Below are 19,720 nucleotides of genomic sequence, written 5' to 3'. Positions count from 1 at the left end.
TTAAGCTGCCGCTTCTCAAACCCAGCCGAACGCGGCCAGCACCATATCGATCAGCTTGATGCCGATGAACGGCACGATAATCCCGCCCAGACCGTAGACCAGCAGATTGCGGCGCAACAGAATCGCCGCACCCAGCGCCCGGTATTTCACGCCCTTGAGCGCGAGCGGAATCAGCAGCACGATGATCAGCGCATTGAAAATCACCGCCGACATGATCGCCGAGGCCGGCGTGGCCAGATGCATCACGTTCAGCGCGTTCAGTGCCGGATACGTGGTGGCGAACGCCGCCGGGATGATCGCGAAGTACTTGGCGACGTCGTTGGCGATCGAGAACGTGGTGAGCGAGCCGCGCGTCATCAGCATCTGCTTGCCGATCTCGACGATCTCGATCAGCTTGGTCGGATTCGAATCGAGGTCGACCATGTTGCCGGCTTCTTTCGCGGCCTGCGTACCCGTGTTCATCGCCACTGCCACGTCTGCCTGCGCGAGCGCCGGGGCGTCGTTGGTGCCGTCGCCGGTCATCGCCACCAGACGACCCTCGGCCTGGTGCGAACGGATCGTGGCGAGCTTTGCTTCCGGGGTGGCTTCGGCGAGGAAATCGTCCACGCCGGCTTCGGCTGCAATCGCCGCGGCCGTCAGACGGTTGTCGCCCGTCACCATGATGGTCTTGATACCCATCTTGCGCAGTTCGGCGAAGCGCTCCTTGATACCGCCCTTCACCACGTCCTTCAGTTCGATCACGCCGAGCACGCGTGCGCCCTGCTCGCCTTTCTCGGCGACCACCAACGGCGTGCTGCCGCGGCGTGCGACTTCGGCCACGGCCGTGCTGACTTCGTTCGGGAAACGGCCGCCATTCGCTTCGACGTAGTTCTTCACTGCGTCGGCCGCGCCCTTGCGGATCTCACGGCCCGGCAGGTCCACACCGCTCATCCGTGTTTGTGCCGTGAAGGCGAGGAATTCCGCTTTCAGCGAGGCCATATCGCGTTGACGGATATTGAAGCGCTGCTTCGCCAGCACGACGATGCTGCGGCCTTCCGGCGTTTCGTCGGCGAGCGACGAAAGCTGGGCGGCATCCGCCAGCGCTTCTTCGGTCAAACCCGGCGCCGGCACGAATTGCGATGCCTGACGGTTACCGAGCGTGATCGTGCCGGTCTTGTCGAGCAACAGCACGTCGACGTCACCGGCTGCTTCCACAGCACGGCCCGAGGTGGCAATCACGTTCGCCTGCATCATGCGGCTCATACCGGCCACGCCGATCGCTGACAACAGCCCGCCGATGGTGGTCGGAATCAGGCACACCAGCAGCGCGACCAGCGCCGTGATCGTGACCACGTGACCCGCCTTGGCCGCTTCGACCGAAAACATCGAGAACGGCAGCAGAGTGGCGGTAGCCAGCAACATCACAATCGTCAGCGCGACCAGCAGGATCGTCAGCGCGATTTCGTTCGGCGTTTTCTGCCGCTTGGCGCCTTCGACCATCGCGATCATGCGGTCGAGGAAGGCTTCGCCCGGATTGGCCGTGACCCGCACGACGATCCAGTCCGACAGCACGCGCGTGCCGCCCGTCACCGACGAAAAATCGCCGCCCGACTCGCGGATCACCGGTGCGGATTCGCCCGTGATCGCCGATTCGTCGACCGATGCAACGCCGTCGATCACCTCACCGTCAGCCGGAATCACGTCGCCGGTTTCGACCAGCACAACGTCGCCTTTACGCAGATCGGACGCCGTCAGAATACGGATCGGCGACTTCGGATGCGGCTCGTTGAGCTTCTTGGCCATCACGTCTTTCTTCGCGCTGCGCAGCGACGCGGCCTGAGCCTTGGAACGGCCTTCGGCGAGCGCCTCCGCGAAGTTCGCGAACAGCACCGTGAACCACAGCCACAAGGTGACCGCGAGAATGAAGCCCGCGGGCGCCTCGGCCTGGCCGCCCAGCGCGGCGATCCACAGAATGGTCGTCAGAATACTGCCGACGTACACGCAGAACATCACCGGATTGCGGAACTGCGTGCGCGGCGTGAGCTTCTTGAAGGAGTCCACGATCGCCGGGCGCACCAGCGCCGGGTCGAACATGGACCTGGTTGCATTATGTTCAGTCATTGAATCCTCGAATTTCCCGTTTGCGCGTGTTCACTCGTTGCTCACTGGTGTCATCTCGACGGGCCGCCTTAGTGGGCGCCCATCATCATCAGATGTTCGACACCAGGTCCGAGTGCCAGCGCGGGCACATAAGTCAGCGCGCCAACCAGCAACACCGTGCCGAGCAGCAGCACGACGAACAGCGGGCCATGAGTGGGCAACGTGCCTCCGGTCACACCGATACGCTTCTTCGCAGCCAGCGAACCGGCAATCGCCAGCACCGGGATGATCGTGCCGAAGCGGCCGAACCACATCGCGATAGCCGTGAGCCAGTTATAGAACGGCGTGCTCACCGTCAGGCCCGCAAACGCGCTGCCGTTGTTATTCGCGGCCGAGCTGAATGCGTAGAGAATTTCGGAGAAGCCGTGCGCACCAGGGTTGGCAATACCAGCCTTGCCCGCCTCGGTCAGCACCGCGATCGACGTGCCCACGAGCACCAGCAGCGGCGTGAGCAGCACCACGATCGACACCATCTTCATCTCGTACGCTTCGATCTTCTTGCCGACGTATTCAGGCGTGCGGCCGATCATCAGGCCCGCCACGAACACGGCCAGCAGGGCGAACACGAGCATGCCGTACATGCCGGAACCCACGCCGCCGAAGATCACTTCGCCGAGTTGCATCAGCAGCATCGGATAGAGGCCGCCGATCGGCGTGAGCGAGTCGTGCGTATTCGCCACCGCGCCGCACGAAGCCGCCGTGGTCGCCACCGTGAACATGCCCGACTGCGCGATACCGAAGCGCGTTTCCTTGCCCTCCGTATTACCGCCCGACTGCAACGCATTCGCCGATTGGTCCACGTTCAACGCGGTGAAGGCCGGATTACCGCTTTGCTCGGCGCTGATTTCGCCGACCACGCAGACGGCAAACGCAATCGTCATCGCGGCGAGAACGGCGACGCCCTGTTTGCGGTCCGCGATCATGCGCCCGAACACCAGCGCCAATGCCGCCGGAATGATCAGAATCGAGAAGATCTGCAGGAAGTTCGAGAACGGCGTCGGGTTTTCATACGGATGCGCCGAGTTGCCGTTAAAGAAGCCGCCACCGTTGGTGCCGAGCATCTTGATCGCTTCCTGAGAAGCCACCGGGCCCATCGCGATGGTTTGCGTCTTCACCGGCGTGTCGACCGTGACCGGGTTGCCCTTCGCGTCCTTCACCGGATTGCCTTGTGCATCGAGCTTCGGTGCGGCGTAGGTGGTGGTTTGCAGCGTCGGCACGTCCTGATAGGCCTTGAAGTTCTGGATCACACCCTGGCTCATCAGGACAGCGGCGATGATCGCCGACATCGGCAGCAACACATAAAGCGTCACACGCGTCAGATCGACCCAGAAGTTGCCGATGGTTTGCGCGGTATGACGGGCAAAACCGCGAATCAGCGCGATCACCACCACAATGCCGGTGGCGGCCGAGAAGAAGTTCTGGACGGTGAAGCCGAGCATCTGCGTCAAATAGCCAACGGTCTGCTCAGGCGTGTAATCCTGCCAGTTCGTGTTGGTCACGAAACTGACTGCCGTATTGAAGGCGCCGTCCACCGTCATCGGACCAAACTGCTGCGGATTGCCCGGCAGCCAGCCTTGCACGCGCAGCAACACGTAAAGGAACAGCGCGCCGAGCGCATTGAACGCGATAGTGGCGATCGCGTAATGCTTCCAGCCCATCTCCGCCGACGGATCGACGCCCGCGATGCGATACAGCAAACGTTCGAGCGGGCCGCCCAGGCGAACCACGCGCGAGCTGCCGTCCATCACATTGCTCAGGTAGCGGGACATCGGCACCGCGGCTGCCAGCAGCACGACGAGGAAAAGGCCCGCTTGCAGGACATTGTTCGAGTTCATTCAATGTCCTCCGCGCGCAATAGCGCATAGACCAGGTACACAAACAACAACGCGGTGGCCGCGCCCGACAGCCAGAGAATCCAGTTCATGAGCGGGCTCCCTGGCCGCGCCGGAACTGCATCAACTTCTCGCAGCCGGCAATCAACGCAAAGGTCAGCGCGAAAAACAGCACCAGCCCCCCGACATACAGCACATCCATTTTTGTTCTCCATACACGGACTTTGGATAGGGGGAACGTTATGCCGATGCGCGTAAAGGCCTGGTCAAAGGTGGGAGACCATGTGTAAAAATCGTGTAAACGATCGCGGCGGCAGCGATGCGCCGCGCTCGAGTCGATTGACTCAGCGCGCCGGTCGGTCGGGATCGGATGGAAAGGGCTGTAAAGACCGCGCTGGTGCGGCTCGACGCGCAGACCCACGCGTCTTCTGTGGGCCGGAGCGGCCGGCGAAGCGTCGAATTGACCGGCCGGCACAAGCCCGCGGCGCGGCGCGGGCCGGTCAGTCAGTCAGGCATTACGGCAGCAGAATCGTCGAGCCGGTCGTGCGGCGGCCTTCGAGATCCGCATGCGCGCGCCCCACTTCCGCCAACGGATAACGCTGATTGATGCTGCTCTTCACCTTGCCCGACACCAGCATGCCGAAGAGTTCAGCCGACATTGCCTCGTAATCGGCACGCTTCGCGATGTACGTAAACAGCGTGGGGCGCGTAAAGAACAGCGAGCCGCGGCCGGCGAATTCGGACGAGTCGATCGGCGGCAACGGGCCCGATGCATTGCCGAAGCTCACGAATATGCCAAGCGGTGCGAGGCAATCGAGCGAAGCCGTAAACGTATCTTTACCGATCGAGTCGTACACCACCGGCACGCCCGCGCCGTTGGTGATCTCGCGCACCCGCTTCGTGAAGTTTTCCCGCGTATAGACAATCGCATGGTCGCAGCCGTGCGCCTTGGCGATTTCGGCCTTTTCGTCGGAGCCGACCGTGCCGATCACTGTCGCGCCCAACGCCTTCGCCCACTGGCAGGCCAGCAAGCCGACGCCGCCGGCCGCCGCCTGAATCAGGATCGTGTCGCCGGCTTTCACCGGATAGGTACGGCGCAGCAGATACTGCGCGGTCAGACCTTGCAGCATCACGGAGGCCGCCTGCTCGTCGCTCACCGCGTCGGGCACCTTGACCACTTGCGCCGCGGACAGCACGCGCTCCTGCGCATAGGCGCCCGGCGGACGCGCAACGTAGGCCACCCGGTCGCCGGCCTTCAGCCCCGTCACTCCGGTACCGACCGCCGTCACCTCGCCGGCCGCCTCCATGCCCAGACCGCCCGGCAGCGGCAACGGATAAAGACCCGTGCGGAAATACACGTCGATATAGTTCAAACCGACCGCGTTCTGCTTGACGCGGATCTCGCCCGCGCCCGGCTCGCCTACTTCGACGTCGACCCATTTCATCACTTCCGGGCCGCCGGTTTTGTCGAATCGGATTGCTTTGACCATCATGTCTCCTTGATGTGTGATCCAGTGTGAGCGTGAAGCGCCGCGGGATTGATTCAGACCTGCTGCGTGAGGCGCAAGGTCAGCACGTCGAGAATCATGCGCGCGGTGGAAATGTTGGTGGCGCACGGAATATTGTGAACGTCGCAGGCACGCACCAGCGCGTTGATATCCGGTTCGTGCGGCTGCGGCGTCATTGGGTCGCGCAGAAAGATCACCATGTCCACTCGCCCTTCCGCGAGTTGCGCGCCGATCTGCAGGTCGCCACCGTGCGGGCCGGACAACATGCGCTCGACCGTGAGGCCATGCGCGTCGCTAATGCGCGTGCCGGTAGTACCGGTCGCGATGATGTCGCAGCGCCTCAGCGTATCGACGTATTCGCCGGCCAGTTTGACGATGTCGTCTTTCTTGTGATCGTGCGCGATCAGCGCAATACGGGTGGTCATGACGTAAGACTCCTGAAACCGTTGTGATTGTCGTTGTTGTAGTAAAGAGCGATGGCGGTGCTTCGAAAGGGACCGTTCAGAACGTGCCCGGGTAGGCACCGCCATCGACCAGCCAGTTCTGGCCGGTGATATAGCCGGCATGCACGCTGCACAGAAACGCGCAGGCACGGCCGAATTCGTCGCGATTGCCGAAACGGCCGGCGGGAATCGTCTTCATGCGCTGCTTGCGCGCTTCGTCGACGGAAATGTTTTGCGCCTTGGCCTGCGCCGCGAAGGTGGTGGCGATGCGGTCGGTGTCGAACAGCCCCGGCAGCAGGTTGTTGATCGTCACGCCCGTGGCGGCCACCTTGCTGCGCGCCAGTCCCGCCACGAAGCCGGTCAGCCCCGAGCGCGCGCCGTTGGACAGGCCGAGCACGTCGATCGGCGCCTTGACCGCCGAACTCGTGATATTGACGATGCGCCCGTAGCCGCGCTCGCTCATCCCGTCGATAGTCGCGCGGATCAGCTCGATCGGCGTGAGCATGTTGCTCTCCAGCGCGCGAATCCAGTCCTCGTGCGTGAAGTTGCGAAAATCGCCCGGCGGCGGGCCACCGGCGTTGTTGACCAGAATGTCCGGCTGCGGACAGGCGGCGAGCGCCGCGGCACGTCCTTCGGGCGTGGTGATGTCGCACGCCACGGTCTTCACTTCAACACCGCTCTGCTTGCGAATCTCCGCGGCGGTTGCCTCCAGCGTCTCCTGCGTGCGCGCGACGATCGTCAGATTGACGCCTTCGGCTGCCAGCGCTTCCGCGCAGCCGCGCCCCAGTCCCTTGCTGGCCGCGCAAACCAGCGCGGTGCGTCCTGCGATTCCCATGTCCATGTGCGTATCCTTGTGACGTAATCGTGGCGCGGAACACTCCCGCGGTTGCCCAATGGCGGCAAAGTTTCCCCCGATTCTAGAAGAATCGGTGCCGGACTGTGCCGGGCCCCTGCAATCTCCGGTATCTTCCGGCGCCACTCTTTCGGTAAACTTGCGCCGTGGCGCGTCCGTCAGCCGGTTTCCGGCCGGGCGGCGCGCCAAACCGATCCCTCTAGCCGCCGCTTGCGCCCCCGCCATGACTCAGGACAGCCGTTTTCCCAATCTTTTCATCCTCGATCACCCGCTGATCCAGCACAAGCTGTCGCATATGCGCGACCGGGACACCTCAACCCGCACATTCCGCGAACTGCTGCGCGAAATCACGCTACTGATGGGTTACGAAATCACCCGTAACCTGCCGATGACCACGCGCCGCATCACCACACCGCTGGTCGACATCGACGCACCCGTGATCGCCGGCAAGAAGCTGGCGATCGTGCCGGTGCTGCGTGCCGGCATCGGCATGTCGGACGGCCTGCTGGAGCTGGTGCCGTCGGCGCGGGTGGGCCATATCGGCGTCTATCGCGCCGAGGACCACCGCCCGGTGGAGTATCTGGTGCGCCTGCCGGATCTGGAGGACCGCGTGTTCATTCTGTGCGATCCGATGGTCGCGACCGGTTATTCGGCCGTGCACGCCGTGGACGTGCTCAAGCGCCGCAACGTGGCCGGCGAAAACATCCTGTTCCTCGCGTTGGTGGCGGCGCCCGAAGGCGTGCAGGTGTTCCAGGACGCCCATCCCGACGTCAAGCTGTACGTCGCGTCGCTCGATTCGCATCTGAACGAGCACGCCTACATCGTGCCGGGTCTCGGCGACGCCGGCGATCGCCTGTTCGGCACGAAAAACTGACGGCGGACTGAGAAAATCGAGCGGCGGCGCGTACAAAACGCGGCCGCCGCCGGTTGATGAACCGTTTCCACGCTGTTTCACGCTACGCGCCCCTCTGCCGCGCCCTCACGGCGTGATAAAATTCGAATCCGCTCAAAGAGCGGCTCGACTTGCACTGCCACCCGGTGCATCGCGCCTTTACGCGGGACCTGCCGGAACCGGCGCGCTTGAGGCGCCGCTGAGCCCCCGCTGACCGCACTGCCCCGTCTCCAACCGCGCTGCCGGCTTTCGGCTCCGCTTGCCGGGCCTCGCGGGGCGCGATCAAGCTGATGAAGGCCTGACACCGGGCGGTCCGGCGCCGAGCGGTTTGACATCGAGGCGCAAGGTCGCATTCACACGCGCAAGCGCCCGACATCGCAACGACAATTGCACTATGCGTGCGCCCAGTGGCGCGCGCGACGGAGAAAGGTATGGCGGGTCATTCGAAATGGGCCAACATCAAGCATAAGAAAGCAGCGGCCGACGCCAAGCGCGGTAAGGTCTGGACGCGGCTCATCAAGGAAATTCAGGTGGCGGCCCGCATGGGCGGCGGCGATATCGACTCGAACCCGCGTCTGCGGCTCGCCGTCGAAAAGGCGTACGACGCCAACATGCCGAAAGATAACGTCAACCGTGCGATCCAGCGCGGTGTGGGCGGTGTCGACGGCGCAAACTACGAAGAAATCCGCTACGAGGGCTACGGCATCGGCGGCGCGGCGGTAATCGTGGACACCATGACCGACAACCGCACCCGTACGGTGGCGGACGTGCGTCACGCGTTCTCGAAGAACGGCGGCAACATGGGCACGGACGGCTCGGTGTCGTTCATGTTCGATCACGTCGGCCAGTTCCTGTTCGGACCCGACACGCCGGAAGACAAGCTGATGGAAGCCGCCCTCGAAGCCGGCGCCGACGACGTGCTCACGAACGAAGACGGCAGCATCGAGGTGCTGTGCCCGCCGAACGATTTCCCGAAGGTGAAGTCCGCGCTCGAGGCGGCGGGCTTCAAGGCCGAAGTGGCCGAGGTCACGATGAAACCTCAGACGGAAGTCGAATTCACGGGCGAAGACGCGGTGAAAATGCAGAAGCTGCTCGACGCACTGGAAAATCTGGACGACGTGCAGGAAGTCTATACAAACGCCGCGATCGCCGACGAGTGAGCGTGCCGGGCGGCGCCCGGCGCGTGGTTCGGCATCGAGCCAGCCCACGCCCGCGCCGCCGGTTGGCCCTCGCGGGCCCTCGCGTTGCCGCTGAACGGGCGTATTGGCCGGGCGTTGGGTTTGGACCCTGCGGCACCGCCTCCACCCGGGTTCGCCATGTGCCCTGCGCCGTTGTCCGGCTGCGGGCCCATCGCAAACCTTGCTGTTATTCCACGGCTAGGCGTCATGCTTCAGCCGTTTATGGTTTTTAAGTCTCGGGGATTCACATGAAGTTACTCGTCGTCGGTTCCGGCGGTCGCGAACATGCGCTCGCATGGAAGCTCGCGCAATCGCCACGGGTTCAGCTCGTCTATGTTGCTCCCGGCAACGGCGGCACCGCCCAGGACGAGCGTCTGCGCAACATCGACATCACGGATCCGGCCGAACTCGCTGATTTCGTCGAGAAAGAACAGATCGCCTTCACGCTGGTCGGGCCGGAAGGGCCGCTCGCCGCGGGAATCGTCAACCTGTTCCGCTCGCGCGGCCTGAAGATTTTCGGACCGAGCAAGGAAGCCGCGCAACTCGAAAGCTCGAAGGATTTTGCCAAGGCGTTCATGAAGCGCCATGCGATCCCGACCGCCGAATACGAAACCTTCGCCGACGTCGCCGCCGCGCACGCGTATCTGGATGCCAAGGGCGCGCCGATCGTAATCAAGGCCGACGGCCTCGCCGCCGGCAAGGGCGTGGTGGTTGCGCAAACGCTGGAAGAAGCGCACGCCGCGGTCGACATGATGCTGTCGGACAACAAGCTGGGCGATGCCGGCGCGCGTGTCGTGATCGAGGAATTCCTCACCGGCGAGGAAGCCAGCTTCATCGTGATGGTGGACGGCAAGCATGTGCTGGCACTCGCCTCGAGCCAGGACCACAAGCGTCTGCTCGACGGAGACCAGGGTCCGAACACCGGCGGCATGGGCGCGTATTCGCCCGCACCGATCGTCACGCCGCAACTGCATGCGCGCGTGATGCGCGAAATCATCCAGCCGACCGTGCGTGGCATGGAGAAAGAAGGCATCCGCTTCACCGGTTTTCTGTACGCCGGCCTGATGATCGACGCGCAGGGCAATCCGAAAACGCTCGAGTTCAACTGCCGGATGGGCGACCCGGAAACGCAGCCGATCATGGCGCGGCTGAAAGGCGACTTCTCGAAGGTGGTCGAACAGGCTATCGCCGGCACGCTCGATACGATCGAACTCGAATGGGACCGCCGTACCGCGCTGGGCGTGGTGCTCGCCGCGCACAACTATCCGGACACGCCGCGCAAGGGTGACCGGATCAGCGATATCCCGGCCGAAACCGCGGACTCGGTCACGTTCCACGCCGGCACCACCCTGAAGGACGGCAAGCTGACCACCTCGGGCGGCCGCGTGTTGTGCGTGGTCGGTCTGGCGGATTCGGTGCGCAGCGCGCAATCGGTCGCGTACGAGACGATCAACCAGATCTCGTTCGACGGCATGCAGTATCGCCGCGACATCGGCTACCGCGCGTTGAACCGCAAGCACGACGTCAAGACCGACGGCAAGCACTAAGCCACAGCCCCACTTGCCCGCGTGCCGCGCCAACGGCGCTACACTGCGGGTTTTCGCGATCGTTGCGGAGCCCATCGTTCCCGGTGGGCGCGCGCCGTTTGACCGGCGTGTCACCCGGCGCGAATGACCGGAATGACCGTAGCGCCGCGCCTTCGCAGGAAAATCCTGACGCAGGCCCGGCCCTCGCCCTTCACGAAGAACCCGCGGCGCGACCAGCGTGCCGCCCTCAGCACCTGCATTCATGACCGATTCGAGCTACGACGCACAGGCCGTGCGCAGCTGGCTGCAAGGCCTGCAAACGCATATCGCGGACACGCTCGGCGCGTTCGACGGCCAGCCGTTCGCGACCGACGCGTGGCAGCGCGCCCCCGGCGAGAAGCTGCGCGGCGGCGGCTGCACGCGGATTCTGGAAGGCGGCAACTTCTTCGAGCGGGCCGGCATCGGTTTTTCGGACGTCGCAGGCGACGCGTTGCCGGGTTCGGCGAGCGCTGCGCGCCCGCAACTGGCCGGGCGTGGTTTCGAAGCCATGGGCGTCTCGCTCGTGCTGCATCCGCACAATCCGCACTGCCCGACCGTGCATATGAACGTGCGTCTGCTGATCGCGACCAAAGCCGGCGAAGAGCCGGTGTTCTGGTTCGGCGGCGGCATGGATCTGACGCCGTACTACGGCTATGAGGAAGACGCGCAGCATTTCCATCGGGTCTGCCGCGACGCGCTGCAGCCTTACGGCGCGGACCTCTACCCGAGTTTCAAGCGCTGGTGCGACGAGTATTTTTTCCTCAAGCACCGCAACGAACCACGCGGCATCGGCGGGATTTTCTTCGACGATTTCTCGGCGCCGGGCTTCGATCAGTCGTTCGCGATGCTGAAAAGCGTCGGCGAGGGATTCCTCAAAGCGTACATGCCGATCATCGAAAAGCGCCGCAACATTCCGTACGGCGAAGCGGAGCGGGACTTCCAGGCATACCGGCGCGGCCGCTACGTCGAGTTCAATCTGGTCTTCGACCGTGGCACACTGTTTGGGCTGCAGAGCGGCGGACGCACCGAATCGATTCTGATGTCGATGCCGCCTGTGGTGAACTGGCGCTACAACTGGCAGCCCGAACCGGGCACGCCGGAAGCGCGTCTTTACAGCGATTTTCTCGTGCCGCGCGAGTGGGTGTGAGGCGGTAGGCCCCGCACCGCACTGCACGTGACCACGACAAAGGATCTTCACCTGAAGCCGAACGCTCATCCTGTCGCCCTGCCTCGCCGGATTGGATTGCTCGGCGGCACTTTCGACCCGATCCACGACGGCCACCTCGCGCTCGCGCGGCGTTTCGCCGACGTGCTGAAGCTGACCGAGCTGGTGCTGCTGCCCGCCGGCCAGCCGTGGCAAAAAACGGACGTCTCGGCAGCCGTTCACCGGTTGGCCATGACCCGCGCCGCGGCCGGCGCGTTAGTGCTGCCGGGCGTCACCGTGCGGGTGGCGACCGACGAGATCGAGCACGACGGCCCGACCTACACGATCAACACGCTGCAGTTGTGGCGTGAGCGCGAAGGTCAGGATGCGTCGATCGCGCTGCTGATCGGCGCGGATCAACTGGTGCATCTCGACACCTGGCGCGACTGGCGTCATCTGTTCGACTTCGCTCATATTTGCGCGGCCACGCGTCCCGGTTTCGACCTTGCGTCGATTCCGCCCGTGGTCGCAAAAGAAATCGACGCGCGCCGTGCCCGCGCCGACGTTCTGCAAGCCACGCCATGCGGCCACTTGCTGATCGATACGACGCTTGCGTTCAACGTCTCGGCCACCGACATTCGCGCGCATCTGCGCGAACAGGTGAGCCAACGACTCGCCCACGTGGGCGACGAACCGCAAGACCAGGCCGCCGCGAGCCATGTCCCCACCGCGGTGTGGGACTATATTCTTCAACATCATCTGTACCACCGGTAACCCCATGGATATTCGCAAACTGCAACGCGTGATCGTCGACGCCCTCGAAGACGTCAAAGCGCAAGACATCAAGGTGTTCAACACCAGCCACCTGACCGCGCTGTTCGATCGCGTGATCGTCGCCTCCGGCACCTCGAATCGCCAGACCAAGGCACTCGCTTCGAGCGTGCGCGAGAGCGTCAAGGAAAACGGCGGCGACATCATCAGCACCGAAGGCGAGGACATCGGCGAATGGGTGCTGGTCGATTGCGGCGACGCGATCGTGCACATCCTGCAACCGGCGCTGCGCCAGTACTACAACCTCGAAGAAATCTGGGGTGACAAGCCGGTGCGTATCAAGCTGTCCACGCCGGACCCGTTCGGCGGCGCGCGTTCGAGCGAACCCGACGACGAGGACGAAGAGGAAGAAACGCCGGTTGCGAAGAAAAAGCCCGCGCGCAAGACGACCGCACGCAAGTAAGCGCGTTGGCTGTCATCAGCGATTGCTTCCGTCATGAAACTGCACATCCTCGCCGTCGGCCACAAGATGCCGGACTGGATCGCCACCGGCTTCGACGAATACGCGAAACGCATGCCGCCCGAGCTGCGCATCGAGCTGCGCGAGATCAAGCCCGAGCAGCGTTCGTCGGGGCGGCCGGCCGAAAGCGTGATGGCGGCCGAGCGGCAGAAAATCGAAGCCGCGTTGCCGAAGAACGCGCGTATCGTCGCGCTCGATGAACGCGGCAAGGATTGGACCACGATGCAGCTCGCCGCCGCCCTGCCCGGCTGGCAGCAGGACGCTCGCGACGTGGCGTTTCTGATCGGCGGCGCCGACGGACTCGATCCCGATCTGAAAGCGCGCGCCGACATGCTGCTGCGTGTCTCCAGCCTGACGCTGCCGCATGCCATGGTCCGCGTGCTGCTCGCCGAGCAGCTTTACCGCGCGTGGACCATCACGCAAAATCACCCCTATCATCGCGTTTGAGCGAACGAGGCCGCGAGCAGATCGCGCGCCTGGATCCCATCTCAGGTCTCGTTTCAGGTGTCGTCATGCGCGCCGATTGGCGCCTGACTGATACGCCGCCCCACTCTTCGCGCGCTCTTCGCTCATTGACGCAACCCGCCTCATCGAGACCTGTTCATGCCCACGCTCGCCGCTTCGCTGCATCCGTTCGTCTACCTTGCTTCCCAGAGTCCACGCCGTCAGGAGTTGTTGCAACAGCTCGGCGTGCGTTTTGAATTGCTCCTGCCGCGCCCCGATGAAGACGCCGAAGCACTCGAAGTCGAGCTGCCCGGCGAGCGTGCCCGCGACTACGTGCAACGCGTCTGTATCGCCAAGGCGCACGCCGCGCGCGCGCGTCTCCTGGCGGGCGGCCACACCGTGCGGCCGATTCTGGTTGCCGACACAACGGTCACAATCGACGATGCGATCCTCGGCAAGCCCGTCGATGCCGACGACGCCGTCTCGATGCTCACGCGTCTCGCGGGTCGCGATCACGAAGTGTTGACGGCCGTCGCGGTGGTCGATGCGCAAGGCACGTTGCTGCCCGCGGCGCTATCGGTCTCGAAGGTACGTTTTGCTGCACTGCAAGCGGACGCCGTGCGCCGCTATGCCGCGAGCGGCGAACCGCTCGGCAAGGCAGGCGCGTACGGTGTGCAGGGACGCGCCGCGGAGTTTATCGAACATATCGACGGGTCCTATTCAGGTATCATGGGTTTGCCGCTTTTTGAAACCGCTGCCCTCCTGCGGGCAGCGCGCATCGACTTCTAAAATAACACCATGAATGAAGAAATCCTGATCAATGTCACGCCGCAGGAAACGCGCGTCGCGCTCGTCCAGCAAGGCGCCGTCCAGGAACTTCACGTCGAACGAACGCTGTCGCGAGGACGCGTCGGCAATGTCTATCTCGGCAAAGTCGTCCGCGTGTTGCCGGGCATGCAATCCGCCTTCATCGACATCGGTCTGGAACGCGCCGCGTTCCTGCACGTAGCGGACATCTGGCATCCGCGCATTGCGGGCGAACCGCAACATCAAACGCCGCACCAGCCGATCGAGAAAATCGTCTTCGAAGGTCAGACGCTGATGGTGCAGGTCGTGAAGGATCCGATCGGCACCAAAGGCGCGCGGCTGTCCACGCAAGTGAGCATTGCCGGGCGTACGCTCGTGTATCTGCCGCAGGAGCCGCACATCGGCATCTCGCAGAAGATCGAGAGCGAAGCCGAACGCGAAGCCGTGCGCGCGCGTTTGACCGCCGTGCTGCCCGCCGATGAAAAAGGCGGCTACATCGTGCGCACCATCGCCGAAGATGCGACCAGCGAAGAGCTGGCCGCGGACGTTGCCTATCTGCGTAAGACGTGGGCGACGATCATCTCGCAAGGTCAGCGCATGCCGCCGACCAGCCTGCTCTACCAGGACCTGAATCTCTCGCAGCGTGTGCTGCGCGATTTCGTGAATGACGAGACCTCGCGCATTCAGGTCGACTCGCGCGAGACCTATCAGATGCTAGCCGACTTCGCGGCGGAGTTCACGCCGGCGGTGTCTTCCAAACTGCATCACTACACCGGCGAGCGGCCGCTCTTCGATCTGTACAACATCGAGGCGGAGATCCAGCGCGCGTTGTCACGCCGGGTCGATCTGAAGTCGGGCGGCTATCTCGTGATCGACCAGACTGAAGCGATGACGACCATCGACGTGAACACCGGCGGCTACGTCGGCGCACGCAACTTCGACGATACGATCTTCAAGACCAACCTCGAGGCCGCGCACACGATCGCGCGGCAATTGCGACTGCGCAATCTGGGTGGCGTGATCATCATCGACTTCATCGACATGGAGAACGTCGAGCATCGCGATCAGGTGCTCGGTGAGTTGAAGAAGGCGCTCTCGCGCGATCGCACACGCGTGACCGTGAATGGCTTCTCGCAGCTTGGGCTCGTGGAGATGACCCGCAAACGTACGCGCGAATCGTTGGCGCACGTGCTGTGTGAGCCCTGCCCGGTATGCCAGGGCAAGGGACAGGTCAAGACGTCGCGGACGGTCTGCTACGACGTGCTGCGCGAGATTCTGCGCGAGTCGCGGCAGTTCAATCCGCGCGAGTTCCGCGTGGTGGCTTCGCAGCAGGTGATCGATCTGTTTCTCGAGGAAGAGTCGCAGCATCTGGCCATGCTGATCGATTTCATCGGCAAGCCGGTGTCGTTGCAGGTGGAGTCGAATTTGAGCCAGGAGCAGTACGATATCGTTCTGATGTAGGGCTTGCCCTGCGCTCCTGCATGCGCGGACTTTTGGCGCGTCCGCGCCAGCAGGATCAGCGGCGCCGCGTACGCGGACTGCGAACTGACGGCCAAATTCAAAAGAATGAAAGAATAGACGTCGAATTTTGTCAGCCCGGCGACGTTCACGATGACCCAGATCGCCGCGACCAGGGTCTGCCCCGGGAGAAACGTCGGCGTGCCGAAGAAGCGCAAACGCCTCGGCATTGCGCTCGCTCGGAAAGGGTGACGCTTCAATCTACATGAGCGAGATTTCATTCTCGAAAAGAAGAGACGCCTTACTACAATAAACACTGCTGTGCCGCCTGGATGTCTGCAAGGACCGTCATCAATCGCCGGGTTAAAGGAGAGCCGCATGTTGACTTCGGAAGACCTCTACGAAAGCCAGCACTGGCGTGAGCTCGACCTGCGCGACAAAATCGACTCGCGACTGCAGTCATCGCTCACGCTTGTCACCGCGATTATTGGAGCGCTTAGTTTTCTGCTCGCCAACGTCGATATCCAACACAGGCACGGCTTCGCGGACTATCTGTTTTTTGCGCTTCTGGCGCTGACCTTCGCCTCGCTGCTTGCGTCGGGATTCTACTTTTTCAGATCCTCGGTGGGTTCGATCTTCCATCGAAACACCTACAAAACCCTGCCCGTATCGACGAACCTGGAAAAATACAAGCTCGAGTGGGATGCCACGATAGCAAAATCGCCAAATGCGGCGCGCGCGCTCGGGATTACATCGGACAGCGAAGTTAGAAAGCTGTTAATAAAGAATTACCTCGAGCGCCAGGCAACCAATGCCGAAATCAACGATAAGCGCGCAAAGAATATTTCCAACATCAATCTCCTGATCGTCGTTGAAGCCCTGCTCACCGCCGCCGCTTTCTCGGTCTTCTACCTGGGCGGTATGAACAAGGCCGATCTCGAGAAGACCCAGCAGATAAAAATAACTGCACCAATCGATGTACGCAGCATGCCTTCTATCCAGCAGGCGCCATGTTTCTTCTGGTTTGCGCCCACCGAAAATCCGCATGGGTCCCGAACCAGCAAGGGGCATGGCAAATAGGCGCCTGTGTGCGCCCTGAACGTTCCATCACCCGTGGAGGTTGCCGTGCAAATCAGATTCAAGCCGGTCAGGAACACTTCATCCGTTATGCGCATGTCGAGTACGCCCCCAGAGCCGCCGCTCGATCCGCCGAAAGAACCCCTCCCACGCGATCTGCCGTTCAGAGGTCCGGCCGATCCGCAGAAGCAGCCGCTCGCCGACCTCGCCTGAGTAAGCGAAATCGTGCACACGCCAATTTGAGCCGGCAGCCAGCGCTAGTCGTCAGGTGTTGGCGCAGGCGCCCATACCGTCCAGCCCATCGCGCCTGCCGCTCAAACAGTCCGGATTTGCGCTTCTCATTCTCTACCGGCCCTCAATTTCCTCGTTGACGCCATTCGGACGAGTCGCGTATAACCATCCCATTGGATGTTATTTGGATGGCGCATGGATGCTGCGCGACTACCAAACGGAAGAGAAATGCCCGACCTCAAACTCGTCGACACCTCCCGCCCGAAAGGCGGTGAGACCGAAAAAATCACCATCAACCTCGGCCCGGTGGACCTGGGTCAGATCGACTTGCTCGTCGAAGAGGGTTTTTATTCGAACCGCACCGACCTGATTCGCACCGCGATCCGCAACCAGCTCGCGGTCCATGCGCAGGTCGTCACGGAAACGGTCACCCGGCGCGCGCTGGTGCTCGGTTTGCAACACTTCTCGAAGCAGGACCTGGAAACCGCACAAGCCGCAAACGAACGACTGGACATTCAGGTGCTCGGCCTCGCGAGCATTGCCGCCGATGTGTCGCCGGAACTGGCGGCGGCCACGATCGCATCGGTGACAGTGCTCGGCGCATTTCACGCCTCACCGGCGGTCAAGGCGGTGCTCGCCGGCCGCATCAGATAGTCGCGTCTCGCGCGGCAGTCCTCATAGTCAAACCCTGTTGAAACCGTGCAGCGCATCGCCCGACACGGTCACGCTCAAAGCAGGTCAACGCAGTCGCCTACGATCATGAAAATGAATGAAGATTTCCTGAAGTCGATGAAAGAAGCTTTCGACCTGCTGCGCACGAAGGGGCCGAAGGAAGCCACCGCCGCGGTTCAGCGCGCGCTCGCGAAAGGACCGGCCGGAGGCGGTCATGCGCAAGCCCCGCACATGCCGCAGAGTGTCGACCAATGGAAGCAGGCATGGCAGCAGGCACAAACACCCACCGCGCCCCACGCCCCCGCCGAACGTACTTTCGACGCCGACACGCCGGGCACCTTCAGCACTCACACGTTCAGCAATGGCGCGGGCCAACGTCAATACAAGCTATACGTACCGGCCGTCTACGCCAACGAACCGTTGCCGCTCATCGTGATGCTGCACGGCTGCACGCAAAACGCCGACGACTTCGCGGCCGGCACGCGCATGAACGAAATGGCCGAGCGTCATGGCTTCATCGTCGTGTATCCGAATCAGTCGCAGGCGGCCAATCATTCGTCGTGCTGGAACTGGTTCAAACCGGGCGATCAGCAGCGCGATCAGGGCGAGCCTTCGCTGATCGCCGGCATCACACGCGAGGTGATCGCACGTTATCGCGTCGATCCGGCGCGCGTGTACGTGGCGGGATTGTCTGCTGGCGGCGCAATGGCGGACGTCATGCTGAAGACCTCGCCCGAACTTTATGCGGCGGCGTGTATCCATTCCGGGCTCGCCTGTGGATGCGCGAAGGACCTGCCCTCGGCGCTCGCCGCAATGAAAGGCGGCAAAGCGCTTCGCAACCGTCCGCGCGTCGAACCGCAGCGGCCGCTCATCGTGTTTCATGGCGATGCGGATTCAACCGTGCATCCCTCGAATGCGATAGCGCTCGTGGCGGGCTTCGATGCCACCGTCACGACGGCCAACGCTGCCTCGTCCGCTGCGGGCACAGCGGGCGGCCAGCGCGCCTGCACGGTCCAGCGACGTGTCGCAGCGAACGGTACGGAAGCGGAATACTGGTCTATTCATGGCGCGGGCCACGCGTGGGCAGGCGGCAGCCCGCGCGGCTCATACACGGACCCGGCCGGTCCCGACGCGTCAGCCGAGATGCTGCGTTTCTTTCTCGCTCATCCGCGTGCGTGAGACACACTGAATCGCTTAGGACCCTTGAACCCTCATGATGAAAACGTTGCACACTGAATTGCGCGTACATCCGTAGCAACGCTATCCAGCGAAAAGAGGGCCAAACGGCCCCTTTGCTATTGTTCGCGCAGCTAGGCAGCCACCGGACAGCCGGCCTGTTCAAGCGCGGCCTGCGCGCGATCGTGCAGGTCGTCAGTGGTGAGCGACACGTCCGGCGAGCGCACCCACGCTGCGATGCGAAGCGTTGCGCCGCCATGTTCGGGGTAGTCCGCGACGGTAATGACCGGTGCGAGCGTCGTACCGCCCAGCACACGCGGTTCGTCGGCAACCACTTTTTTCAACTCGCCGATCGCTGCATCCACATCCGTACGCTGCGCGAGTCCGACCTCGACCTCAATGCGTTGCGTGCCGCCACTGCTGTAGTTGATCACCGGATTGCTCCAGATCTGGCTATTCGGCACGAACACCGCATTGCCGTCACCGCGTTCAATGCGCGTCGTGAAAAGGCCCACTTCGCGCACGATGCCCGCAGCCGCCCCGCTGCCCTCGATCACATCGCCGACGCGAAACGGGCGCAACATCAGCAGCATCATGCCGGCGGCAATATTCTGCAGCGTGCCTTGCAAGGCGAGGCCGATCGCCAGACCGGCCGCGCCGAGCACCGCAAGCACGCTCGCCGTGGCAATGCCAACTTCACTGAGGGCCGCGACGAAAACGAGCACGCGCACCGCCCAGGTGCCCATGGCGGCCAGCATCGGCGCGAGGGTCGGATCCGCGCGCGTGCGGGCGAGCGCTCTCGCGAACATCGTCCCTGCGCGGTTCGATAACCACCAGCCGACGATCAGAATCAGCGCGGCCAGCACGATCTGAAGGACGTCGTGCGTCAATGTGACAAGCAGCGACGGCTGAAAATGCCAAATACGGGTAAGGAGATCGTTCATCGTTTGCCTGCCCTTCGTTGCGTACATGTTCTCTTGACGCAAGGAAGCAGGATACGTTCCCACGGT

The 19,720-nt window shown here is 63.1% G+C and carries 21 protein-coding genes and 1 pseudogene; 13 read left to right on the top strand and 9 right to left on the bottom strand.

Annotated elements, in window-relative coordinates; all coding sequences use genetic code 11:
• Window positions 1-15: 15 nt before the first annotated feature.
• The 7 genes from kdpB to HWX91_RS22885 all read right to left on the bottom strand — a co-directional run bounded on the left by kdpB (window position 16) and on the right by HWX91_RS22885 (window position 6,763).
• Window positions 16-2,100: a potassium-transporting ATPase subunit KdpB gene (kdpB, locus tag HWX91_RS22915; RefSeq protein ID WP_028196920.1), complete on the bottom strand. Its 2,085-nt coding sequence runs from the start codon at window positions 2,098-2,100 to the stop codon at window positions 16-18.
• Between the two features lie 68 nt (window positions 2,101-2,168).
• Window positions 2,169-3,974, bottom strand: a complete 1,806-nt coding sequence (kdpA, locus tag HWX91_RS22910) for a potassium-transporting ATPase subunit KdpA (RefSeq protein ID WP_028196919.1) — start codon at window positions 3,972-3,974, stop codon at window positions 2,169-2,171.
• Window positions 3,971-4,063 (bottom strand): K(+)-transporting ATPase subunit F, encoded by a 93-nt coding sequence (gene kdpF, locus HWX91_RS22905; protein ID WP_011487462.1) that lies wholly within the window; start codon window positions 4,061-4,063, stop codon window positions 3,971-3,973. Before kdpF ends, kdpA begins: the two co-directional genes overlap by 4 nt.
• Window positions 4,060-4,173 carry a hypothetical protein gene (locus HWX91_RS22900; RefSeq protein WP_028196918.1) on the bottom strand — a complete coding sequence of 38 codons (114 nt, stop codon included), beginning with the start codon at window positions 4,171-4,173 and terminating at the stop codon, window positions 4,060-4,062. Before HWX91_RS22900 ends, kdpF begins: the two co-directional genes overlap by 4 nt.
• A gap of 313 nt (window positions 4,174-4,486) precedes the next feature.
• Window positions 4,487-5,461, bottom strand: coding sequence for a quinone oxidoreductase family protein (locus HWX91_RS22895; protein WP_028196917.1), 975 nt, complete (start codon window positions 5,459-5,461; stop codon window positions 4,487-4,489).
• 53 nt (window positions 5,462-5,514) lie between these two features.
• Entirely contained in the window at window positions 5,515-5,904 is a 390-nt protein-coding gene (locus HWX91_RS22890; protein ID WP_028196916.1) for a methylglyoxal synthase, read from the bottom strand.
• Window positions 5,905-5,980: 76 nt separating this feature from the next.
• Window positions 5,981-6,763, bottom strand: a complete 783-nt coding sequence (locus HWX91_RS22885; protein ID WP_028196915.1) for an SDR family oxidoreductase — start codon at window positions 6,761-6,763, stop codon at window positions 5,981-5,983.
• Window positions 6,764-6,998: 235 nt separating this feature from the next.
• Here HWX91_RS22885 and upp point away from each other — a divergent pair, with 235 nt between their 5' ends.
• From upp to rng, 9 genes are all read left to right on the top strand, one after another.
• Window positions 6,999-7,649, top strand: coding sequence for a uracil phosphoribosyltransferase (gene upp, locus HWX91_RS22880; protein WP_028196914.1), 651 nt, complete (start codon window positions 6,999-7,001; stop codon window positions 7,647-7,649).
• 449 nt (window positions 7,650-8,098) lie between these two features.
• Window positions 8,099-8,827, top strand: coding sequence for a YebC/PmpR family DNA-binding transcriptional regulator (locus tag HWX91_RS22875; protein ID WP_028196913.1), 729 nt, complete (start codon window positions 8,099-8,101; stop codon window positions 8,825-8,827).
• A gap of 266 nt (window positions 8,828-9,093) precedes the next feature.
• The gene (gene purD, locus HWX91_RS22870) at window positions 9,094-10,392 is read left to right on the top strand and encodes a phosphoribosylamine--glycine ligase (protein ID WP_028196912.1); all 1,299 of its coding nucleotides are present in this window, start codon (window positions 9,094-9,096) and stop codon (window positions 10,390-10,392) included.
• 241 nt (window positions 10,393-10,633) lie between these two features.
• Window positions 10,634-11,557, top strand: a complete 924-nt coding sequence (hemF, locus tag HWX91_RS22865) for an oxygen-dependent coproporphyrinogen oxidase (protein ID WP_028196911.1) — start codon at window positions 10,634-10,636, stop codon at window positions 11,555-11,557.
• 27 nt (window positions 11,558-11,584) lie between these two features.
• The gene (locus HWX91_RS22860; protein ID WP_370577213.1) at window positions 11,585-12,328 is read left to right on the top strand and encodes a nicotinate-nucleotide adenylyltransferase; all 744 of its coding nucleotides are present in this window, start codon (window positions 11,585-11,587) and stop codon (window positions 12,326-12,328) included.
• Window positions 12,329-12,332: 4 nt separating this feature from the next.
• Entirely contained in the window at window positions 12,333-12,788 is a 456-nt protein-coding gene (gene rsfS / locus HWX91_RS22855) for a ribosome silencing factor (protein ID WP_028196909.1), read from the top strand.
• A gap of 33 nt (window positions 12,789-12,821) precedes the next feature.
• Window positions 12,822-13,292, top strand: a complete 471-nt coding sequence (rlmH, locus tag HWX91_RS22850; RefSeq protein ID WP_028196908.1) for a 23S rRNA (pseudouridine(1915)-N(3))-methyltransferase RlmH — start codon at window positions 12,822-12,824, stop codon at window positions 13,290-13,292.
• A gap of 156 nt (window positions 13,293-13,448) precedes the next feature.
• Window positions 13,449-14,078, top strand: coding sequence for a Maf family protein (locus tag HWX91_RS22845; RefSeq protein WP_028196907.1), 630 nt, complete (start codon window positions 13,449-13,451; stop codon window positions 14,076-14,078).
• A gap of 9 nt (window positions 14,079-14,087) precedes the next feature.
• A complete protein-coding gene (gene rng / locus HWX91_RS22840; RefSeq protein ID WP_028196906.1) occupies window positions 14,088-15,557 on the top strand; it encodes a ribonuclease G in 1,470 nt (489 codons plus the stop codon).
• 35 nt (window positions 15,558-15,592) lie between these two features.
• Here the strand turns inward: rng and HWX91_RS40865 are convergent.
• A pseudogene (locus HWX91_RS40865) lies at window positions 15,593-15,784 on the bottom strand (DUF1003 domain-containing protein); the annotation flags it as partial.
• A 148-nt stretch (window positions 15,785-15,932) separates the two neighbouring features.
• Here HWX91_RS40865 and HWX91_RS22830 point away from each other — a divergent pair.
• The 4 genes from HWX91_RS22830 to HWX91_RS22815 all read left to right on the top strand — a co-directional run bounded on the left by HWX91_RS22830 (window position 15,933) and on the right by HWX91_RS22815 (window position 18,713).
• Window positions 15,933-16,634 (top strand): hypothetical protein, encoded by a 702-nt coding sequence (locus tag HWX91_RS22830; RefSeq protein WP_028196905.1) that lies wholly within the window; start codon window positions 15,933-15,935, stop codon window positions 16,632-16,634.
• Between the two features lie 45 nt (window positions 16,635-16,679).
• Window positions 16,680-16,844 carry a hypothetical protein gene (locus tag HWX91_RS22825; protein WP_156034522.1) on the top strand — a complete coding sequence of 55 codons (165 nt, stop codon included), beginning with the start codon at window positions 16,680-16,682 and terminating at the stop codon, window positions 16,842-16,844.
• A 246-nt stretch (window positions 16,845-17,090) separates the two neighbouring features.
• Complete coding sequence (locus HWX91_RS22820; protein WP_028196904.1) at window positions 17,091-17,516, top strand: CopG family transcriptional regulator; 426 nt, start codon at window positions 17,091-17,093, stop codon at window positions 17,514-17,516.
• Between the two features lie 105 nt (window positions 17,517-17,621).
• Window positions 17,622-18,713 carry an extracellular catalytic domain type 1 short-chain-length polyhydroxyalkanoate depolymerase gene (locus HWX91_RS22815; RefSeq protein ID WP_028196903.1) on the top strand — a complete coding sequence of 364 codons (1,092 nt, stop codon included), beginning with the start codon at window positions 17,622-17,624 and terminating at the stop codon, window positions 18,711-18,713.
• Between the two features lie 131 nt (window positions 18,714-18,844).
• On the opposite strand, the gene HWX91_RS22810 is transcribed toward HWX91_RS22815, so the two are convergent.
• Entirely contained in the window at window positions 18,845-19,654 is an 810-nt protein-coding gene (locus HWX91_RS22810) for a mechanosensitive ion channel family protein (RefSeq protein ID WP_028196902.1), read from the bottom strand.
• Between the last annotated feature and the right edge of the window lie 66 nt (window positions 19,655-19,720).

The sequence above is a fragment of the Paraburkholderia fungorum genome (genome assembly GCF_902833645.1).
In the GTDB taxonomy this organism is placed as follows: domain Bacteria; phylum Pseudomonadota; class Gammaproteobacteria; order Burkholderiales; family Burkholderiaceae; genus Paraburkholderia; species Paraburkholderia fungorum.
Note: the sequence above shows the minus strand (reverse complement) of the source record. Positions and strands in the feature narration are given on the sequence as shown.